Origin of the sequence: Actinoplanes sp. NPDC020271, assembly GCF_044388125.1 — a bacterium.
GTDB lineage: Bacteria > Actinomycetota > Actinomycetes > Mycobacteriales > Micromonosporaceae > Actinoplanes.
Window position 1 is genome coordinate 104,154 of the sequence record NZ_JBIRWQ010000028.1, and the last position, 7,219, is coordinate 111,372.

Genomic DNA, 7,219 nt, shown 5'->3' on the forward strand with positions numbered 1-7,219 from the left:
TGCTATGCAGGCACGGGGCGGCCGATTGGCAGATTAGCGGCAGTTTCGAGGCAGCTTGACGCTCCGCCGCGCCGAGCCCGGCGGCGATCCCCCTACCGTCAGCGCATGCCGGAGATCCGGCGGCACGACACAGCGAGGGGAGGGATCGTGGCGAGTGACGTGGTGACAGCTGTCAATATCACCAAGCGGTACCGGCGCAAAGCCACACCGGCGGTGGACGGCGTCTCGTTCGAGATCGCGGAGGGCGAGACGGTCGGGCTGCTGGGCCCGAACGGCGCGGGCAAGACCACCCTGATCAAGATGATCTGCGGCGTGACGGCACCGTCCGAGGGCACCATCCGGGTGTTCGGCGCCGACCCGGTACGCGAGCCGGTGGCCGCCAAGACCGGCATCGGCGCGATGCACCAGACCGGTCCCTACGACGAGATGCTCTCGGCCCTGGACAACCTGCGGATCGCGGCCCGCTTTCGCGGCCTGTCCTGGCGGGCCGCCCGGCCGTGGGCGTTGGAGGTGGCCGAATACCTGGGCCTGACCGAGGCGCTGCCCCGGCTGGTCTTCCAGCTCTCCGGCGGGCAGCGGCAGCGGCTGCAACTGGTCCGGGCCCTGCTGACCCTGCCGAAACTGCTGATCCTGGACGAGCCGTCGGCCGGTCTCGATGTGGCCGGGCGCCACCAGGTGGAACGATTCGTCCGCTGGCTGCGCGACGACTTCGGCGTGACCGTGCTCTGGACCAGCCACCACATCGACGAGTTGGAGCGCAACAGCCAGCGGGTCCTGGTGATCGACCAGGGCAGGGTGCTGCGGTTCGCCCACCCGCGCGACCTGGTCCGCGAATTCGGTGGGGCGCACCTGGTGGTGACCGTCGACGACGCGGTGGCCGGCAAGGTCGTGGCCGAGTGGGCCGAGACCGCCGGGTTCACCGCGATGCCCGGCGACACCGAGGTTCGTATCGAAGGCGCGTCCGCGCGGGACGTGCTCGCCCCGCTGGCCCGGCACTGCACCGACCGTGGGGTCGCCATCGCCGGGGTGTCCACCGTGACCGACTCGCTGGAACAGGTCTTCCTGCGAATGACCGAGAACGGCCACCTGACCGACCGAACCGAGGAGCAGGTGAGCGCGGCATGACCGATCTGGCCTTCACCACCACGGCCCCGCAACCGGCGCGCCGGGCCGCCGACCTGTCAGCGGTCTTCTACCGCGAGTACGCCCTGCTGGCCCGCAACCGGGTGAACCTGATCCTCGGGCTTACCCCCACACTGGTCTACCTGCTACTGGTGAACACGTCGCTGGGCAACGTGGTCGGCGAGATCACGTACCGCGGGGTGACCTTGCCCTTCGCGGTCTTCCTGCTGCCCATGGTGCTGGCCATGTCGGTGGTGAGCGCGTCCGGAACAACCGGCATGGCGCTGTTCCAGGAGGAGATGAGCGGCGTCTCCACCCAGATCTGGTCGTGGCCGCTGCGCCGTTCCCGGTTCCTGCTCGGCAAGGTCCTGGCCGGCGTCTCGCTGGTGCTCGTCCAGTCGCTGCTGGCCCTGGTCGTGGCGGTGTTCCTGATCGACTACGGATTCTCGCCGTCCCACTGGCTGGGCCTGCTGTTCGCCCTGTTGCTGGCCGCGCTGGCGTTCAACGGCCTGTATCTGGCGGCGGCCATCCTGATCCGTGACTACCGCACGTTCATGGTGCTCACCAGCATCTCGGTACCGGTCCTGGTGTTCAGTGCGCCGTCGCTGTCGACCACCGCCCAGCTGCCGCTGGTGCTGCAGTGGATCTCGGTGATCAACCCGGTCACGTACGCGGTGAACGCCATGCGCGACACGGTTGTCCTCGGCCTCGGCCAGGCGTGGCTGAGCCTGACCGTGCTCGCGGTCCTCGCCGTGCTGGCGAACGGCCTGGCCGGGCGTGCGCTGCTGCGGCGCACGCGGGACCTGTGACCACGGCGGGGGCGGTCCGGGCGCTGGATCGGATCGCCACCGAGGCCGACCGCGCGAAGGTGTGCCTGCCCGGCACCAACCGGGCGGCCCCGCCCGGGCACACGATGGCCATGGCCCGGCGCGCCGCCGCCCGGGTCGGTGTCACCCGGGTAGCCGACATCACCCGGCTGGACTCCATCGGCATCCCTACCTACCAGGCGATCCGGCCGCTGTCGCGCACGCTCGCGGTGTCCCAGGGCAAGGGCGTGACGCCGGACCTGGCCAAGCTGTCGGCGATGATGGAGTCGATCGAGATCTGGCACGTCGAGCAGCCGATGACGCCCGCGGTGGTCGCGCCCGCGCGCGACGTCGTGCTCGGCTACGACGTGGCCGAGCTCCCCCGCTGCACGCCGAGCCTGTTCCACGACGGGTTGCCGCTGGACTGGGTGCCGGCCGTCGCGCTGGCCGACGGAACGCCGACCCTCGTGCCGACGGCCACTGTGCGGCTCAGCCTGGAGCAGCCCGACGGGTGGCGCCCGCCCGCCTTCCTCTCCTCGACCAATGGTCTGGCCAGCGGCAACACGATGGTCGAAGCGGCTCTGCACGCGCTGTACGAGATCATCGAACGCGACGCCGTGACCGCCGTGGTCGCCGGCGCCCCCGGCGACCGGGTCGACCCGCACACCCTGGCCGACCCGGTGGTCGACGGCCTCTGCGAGCGGATCGACCGGGCCGGGGTCGCGTTCGAGGTGCGGCACGTACCCTCGCGTACCGGCCTGCCCTGCTTCCTGGCCTGGGTCTCCTGCCATGACTACCCGGCCGCGATGTACGGCTTCGGCTGCCACCTGAGCCCGGCCGTCGCGGTCAGCCGGGCGATCACCGAGGCGGTGCAGACCCGGCTCGGGTACATCGCCGGCGCCCGGGACGACCTGCACGCCGACATCGACGACGGCGGGACCAGGCGCCGGCGCGAGCCGTCCGGCGCCTGCGCCCCGATCGAGGTGCTCCTGGCCGAGCAGGACACCCTGATCGACGAACTCGGCCTCGTCGTCGACCTGGCCACCGCCGCGTTCGGCGCGACGCCGCTGATGGCCGACCTGACCCGGGACGACGTGGGAGTTCCGGTGGTCAAGGTCGTCGCGCCGGGCAGCCGGGTCAGCACGGAGGTGCTGTGATGAGCCGCACGCTGGTCTATGCCGGCCCGACCCTCACGGCCGAGGAGATCCACCGTGTCCGGCCCGGCATCGAGGTGCGTCCCCCCGCCGGGCGCGGCGATCTGCTCGCCGAGGCGTGGGAGCCGGGCGACACCGCGGTGATCATCGACGGATACTTCCGGGATCGCCGTTCCGTCGGCCACAAGGAGATCCTGCACCTGCTGCGAGAGGGTGTAGCCGTCCTCGGCGCGGGCAGCATGGGCGCGCTGCGGGCCGCCGAGCTGAGCGCGTACGGGATGCGCGGCGTCGGTGCGGTGCACCGGATGTACGCCGAGGGTGTCATCGACGGCGACGACGAGGTCGGCGTCCTGCACGGTCCCGCCGACGTGGGCTATCCGGCGCTGACCGTGGCTCTGGTCAACCTCCGGCACGCCCTGGCCCGTACCGCCGCCCCCGCGGTCGCACAACGCCTGATCGCCGGCGCCAAGAGCTTGCCGTTCACGTCCCGGACCTGGGAGGAACTGGCCCGCGGCCGGGACGCCGAGGAGTCCGGCGCCCTGAGCCGTGCGCGCGCGCTGATCGAGGCCGGTCCCGGCAACGTGAAGCGGCTCGACGCTCTGGCGGCGCTGACCGTCCAGGCCACCGCGGCCGTCCCGCCGGAGGTCCCGGTCACCGGGATCACCCGGCACCAGCTGCTGGTCAGCCGCACCCGCGAGCAGTACGCGCCGGGGCGTTGGCGTTCCGACCCGGACATGCTGGACGCGGCCCGGCTGTTCGACCCGGAGTACCCGGTGTGGCACGAGCAGGTGCTGTCCGGCCTGCTGCCGGCCGACCCGGCGGTGATCCTGGGCGTCACCGAGGACGAGCCGCTGCCCGCCCCGTTGGCCGTCTGGCTCACCGCGCGGGAGCGGGCCACGCTGCCGTTCCCGCAGCAGGTCAGGCTGGTCACGGTCCGGGTCTGGCCGGTCTGGCAGTCCACCGACTGGCGGCCGGCGATGATCGAGCGCCTGCGCGCCACCGACCGCTGGCAGCGATGGCGCGACCTGGTTGCCGAGGCCGACGAGGTGGCCGACCGGACGCGCTTCCGGCAGCCCGTGCCGCCCCCGGCGGCCTGCGCGGCGATCTTCCTGCGGCACTGGCGCGGCGAGGGCCCGGCCGAGATCGCGATGGCCCGGCGCGGCTTCACCGGCCGCGAGGAGCTGGGCGGCACGGTGCGGCGGTTCTTCCCGTACGACGTGCGCCGCGCCCGCTCGCAGCCGGCGGCGCCGCGATGACCGCCGCGCTCGACCTCGCCGACCCGCACACGGCGTTACGGCACTGGCGGGAGCACACCCCGGTGCGCCGCCACCCGTCGTCCGGGCCGGGCGTCTGGTACCTGACCCGGTACGCCGACGTGCGACGAGCCCTGCACGACCCCGGCCTGGCCCGTGAGCTCGACCGGCTGCCGGCCGAGCTGGCCGCGCCGTACCGCCGCTGGGGCGGCGACCCGTTCGCCGCGCTGCGCCGCAACGTGTTCCACCTGGACCCGCCCGACCACACCCGGCTGCGCCGGCTGATCGCCCCGGCGTTCGGCGCGCGCCGGATCACCGCCGTCCGGCGCCGGGTCGAGCAGCTGGCCGGCGACCTGCTCGACGCCGCGGCGGCAGCCGGTGGACCGGTCGACGTGGTGGAGCAGATCGCGCTGCCGCTGCCGGTGCTGGTCACCACGGAACTGGTCGGGCTGCCCCGCGACGACCACCGGCTGCTGCGGCGGCTCAGCGACGAGATGCTGCGCAGCGGGGACTTCACCCGGTCCCGGCGGGCCGGCATGGATTTCACCACCTACCTGCAGGACCGGCTGGTCGCGCCCGGCGGGCTGCTGGGCGAGCTGGCCGCGGCCGAACACCGCGGCGAGCTGACCCGGCCCGAGCTGCTCTCGACCGTCTTCCAGCTGCTGATGGCCGGTGACGAGACCACCGTCGGCCTGATCACCAACGCCGTCCTGGAACTGCTGCGCCACCCGGCCCAGCTCGACCGGCTGCGTGCCGATCCGGCGCTGATCGGGACGGCGATCGAAGAGGTGCTGCGCTTCAACGGGCCGGTCGGGCACGCCAAACCGCTCTACGCGCTGACCGACCTGCGGTACGGCGGCACGACGATCCCCCGCGGCGACTCGGTGCTGCCGGTCCTGCTCGCCGCGAATCGCGACCCGGAGGCCTTCGCCGACCCGGACGTCTTCGACATCGGCCGCGCCCCGAACCGTCACCTCGGCTTCGGCCACGGCATCCACTTCTGCCTCGGCGCCGAACTGGGCCGCATCCAGGCCCGGGCCGTGGTCGGTGCACTGGTCCGCCGCTTCCCCGCCCTCGCCCTGGCCGTCGAACCGCACGAGCTGCCGCCGCAGCCGGACCTCTTCCTGCAAGGTGTCCGCCGCCTGCCGGTGTGGTTGGCAGGCCCGCCGTGACCCCACAACGACTGGCCACGCTGGCCTTCGGCCATCAACCCGCGCAGATCCTGTACGCCGCCGTCCGCCTCGGCGTTCCCGACGCCCTGGCCGGCGGCCCGCTGCCGGTCGCCGAGCTCGGCGGGGACCCGGCCGCGATGGCCCGGCTGGTCAGCGCCCTGACCCTGCTCGGCATCGTGACGCCACGGCCGGACGGCCGGGTCGCCCTGGCCGACGGCGCCCGCCCGCTCTGCGCCGACCATCCCGAGTCGATCCGGGCCGGGATACTGCTGGCCGGTGATCCGGCGGTGCTGCGGGCCTGGGCCGCGCTGCCCGACGCGGTGCGGACCGGCGGGCCGGCTTTCGAACACGCGCACGGGCGGCCGCTGTTCCAGGTCCTGGCCGAGCGGCCGGAGCTGTCCGCGCTGTTCGGGCAGACCATGCGGGAGAACTCCGGCCCGGTCGCGGCGGCGCTGCCGGCCCTGTTCGACTTCGGCCACGCCACGACCGTCGTGGATGTGGGCGGCGGCCACGGCAGCGTCCTCGCCGCGGTGCTCGCGGCGGCTCCCGGACCGCGCGGCGTGCTGTTCGACACCGTGACCGGCGCGGCCTCGGCGCCCGAGACGCTGGGCGCCCGGGTGCCACCGGACCGCTGGACCGTGCGGACCGGAGACTTCTTCGCCGGGGTCCCCGAGGGCGACGTGCTGATCCTCAAGGGGATCCTGCACGACTGGGACGACGACCGGTGCGTCCGGATCCTGAAGCGTTGCCGGGCCGCGCTGGCCCCGGACGGGCGGCTGCTCGTGCTGGAGACCGTGTTGCCGGCGTCGGCGACCGGGCCACCGGCGTACGGGCCGGTCATGGGCGATCTGGCGATGCTCGTCTGGACCGGCGGCCGGGAACGGACCGGCGAGGATTTCGCACGCCTTCTCGGCGCCGCCGGATTCACCGTGGAATCGGTCGGCGAGCCGATCGCCGGAACCGCGGTGCGATTAATCGTGGCCGTCTGAGAAATACGGACCCCACATTCGTGGGGTTGTTCGCCGGAACCGCCGGAATGCACGCTCGGAACAACCCGGAACCATCCAGGAAAGGAAATCACATGGCGTTCAACGCAGCTGACGCTCTCCGCGAGGCGGGTATTCTCAGCGGCCCGATGACCCCCGAGGTCGAGGAGTTCTTCAGCACCCTGTCGGAGTCGGAGACGCAGGTGCTGATCTCGACCAGGAACCGGCTCGCCGCCGTCCTGCCCGACGTGGTGGCGCACTCGGCCACCTGGGCCAAGCCCGAGGCCTCGGAGCAGGACTTCGACGCGGCCATGCTGTGCATGTGCGGCGCCTGGTCCGGCTCCGGCAACGCGCAGAACTGAGGCCGGGTCACGATGAGCTTCGACCCCACCCAGACCCTGCGCGACGCCGGTCTGATCAGCGGTGAGATCTCACCCGAGCTCCAGGAGTTCTACGCCGGCCTGAGTCAGGAGGAGACCGAGGTCCTGATCTCCACCCGGAACCGGCTCGCGGCGGTGCTGCCCGAGGTGTCGGCGCACAGCGCCGGCTGGACCACGCCCGAGGCCGCCGGCCAGGACTACGACGCGGCCATGCTGTGCATGTGCGGCGCCTGGTCCGGCTCCGGCAACGCGAACTGAACCCAGGTCGCCGAACCGGGGGTGCGGCCCGCCGCCCGGGCGCTCGTACGAGCACACATCAGACCTGCAGTCACACCCTAGGTACAGG

General features: G+C 72.8%; 8 protein-coding genes. All 8 read left to right on the top strand.

What is annotated here, in order from left to right; translation table 11 throughout:
* The first annotated feature begins 147 nt into the window (after nucleotides 1–147).
* Nucleotides 148–1,125 (top strand): ABC transporter ATP-binding protein, encoded by a 978-nt coding sequence (locus tag ACH442_RS39425; protein WP_396343233.1) that lies wholly within the window; start codon nucleotides 148–150, stop codon nucleotides 1,123–1,125.
* Nucleotides 1,122–1,931 carry an ABC transporter permease gene (locus tag ACH442_RS39430; protein WP_396343234.1) on the top strand — a complete coding sequence of 270 codons (810 nt, stop codon included), beginning with the start codon at nucleotides 1,122–1,124 and terminating at the stop codon, nucleotides 1,929–1,931. Before ACH442_RS39425 ends, ACH442_RS39430 begins: the two co-directional genes overlap by 4 nt.
* Nucleotides 1,928–3,085 (top strand): YcaO-like family protein, encoded by a 1,158-nt coding sequence (locus ACH442_RS39435; protein ID WP_396343235.1) that lies wholly within the window; start codon nucleotides 1,928–1,930, stop codon nucleotides 3,083–3,085. Before ACH442_RS39430 ends, ACH442_RS39435 begins: the two co-directional genes overlap by 4 nt.
* Nucleotides 3,085–4,338: a TfuA-like protein gene (locus ACH442_RS39440; protein ID WP_396343236.1), complete on the top strand. Its 1,254-nt coding sequence runs from the start codon at nucleotides 3,085–3,087 to the stop codon at nucleotides 4,336–4,338. Before ACH442_RS39435 ends, ACH442_RS39440 begins: the two co-directional genes overlap by 1 nt.
* Nucleotides 4,335–5,507: a cytochrome P450 gene (locus tag ACH442_RS39445; RefSeq protein ID WP_396343237.1), complete on the top strand. Its 1,173-nt coding sequence runs from the start codon at nucleotides 4,335–4,337 to the stop codon at nucleotides 5,505–5,507. The genes ACH442_RS39440 and ACH442_RS39445 overlap by 4 nt, the downstream gene beginning before the upstream one ends.
* Nucleotides 5,504–6,496 carry a methyltransferase gene (locus tag ACH442_RS39450; protein WP_396343238.1) on the top strand — a complete coding sequence of 331 codons (993 nt, stop codon included), beginning with the start codon at nucleotides 5,504–5,506 and terminating at the stop codon, nucleotides 6,494–6,496. Before ACH442_RS39445 ends, ACH442_RS39450 begins: the two co-directional genes overlap by 4 nt.
* Before the next feature lie 92 nt (nucleotides 6,497–6,588).
* Complete coding sequence (locus tag ACH442_RS39455; protein WP_396343239.1) at nucleotides 6,589–6,855, top strand: StsA-related sactipeptide RiPP; 267 nt, start codon at nucleotides 6,589–6,591, stop codon at nucleotides 6,853–6,855.
* A gap of 12 nt (nucleotides 6,856–6,867) precedes the next feature.
* On the top strand, nucleotides 6,868–7,131 hold the full coding sequence (locus ACH442_RS39460) for a StsA-related sactipeptide RiPP (RefSeq protein WP_396343240.1): 264 nt from the start codon (nucleotides 6,868–6,870) through the stop codon (nucleotides 7,129–7,131).
* The last annotated feature ends 88 nt before the right edge of the window (nucleotides 7,132–7,219 follow it).

Bases quoted from the DNA above. Each gene is read 5' to 3' on its own strand.
- ACH442_RS39455 (WP_396343239.1), top strand. From the start codon at position 6,589: ATGGCGTTCAACGCAGCTGACGCTCTCCGCGAGGCGGGTATTCTCAGC.
- ACH442_RS39460 (WP_396343240.1), top strand. From the start codon at position 6,868: ATGAGCTTCGACCCCACCCAGACCCTGCGCGACGCCGGTCTGATCAGC.
- ACH442_RS39440 (WP_396343236.1), top strand. From the start codon at position 3,085: ATGAGCCGCACGCTGGTCTATGCCGGCCCGACCCTCACGGCCGAGGAG.
- ACH442_RS39430 (WP_396343234.1), top strand. From the start codon at position 1,122: ATGACCGATCTGGCCTTCACCACCACGGCCCCGCAACCGGCGCGCCGG.
- ACH442_RS39445 (WP_396343237.1), top strand. From the start codon at position 4,335: ATGACCGCCGCGCTCGACCTCGCCGACCCGCACACGGCGTTACGGCAC.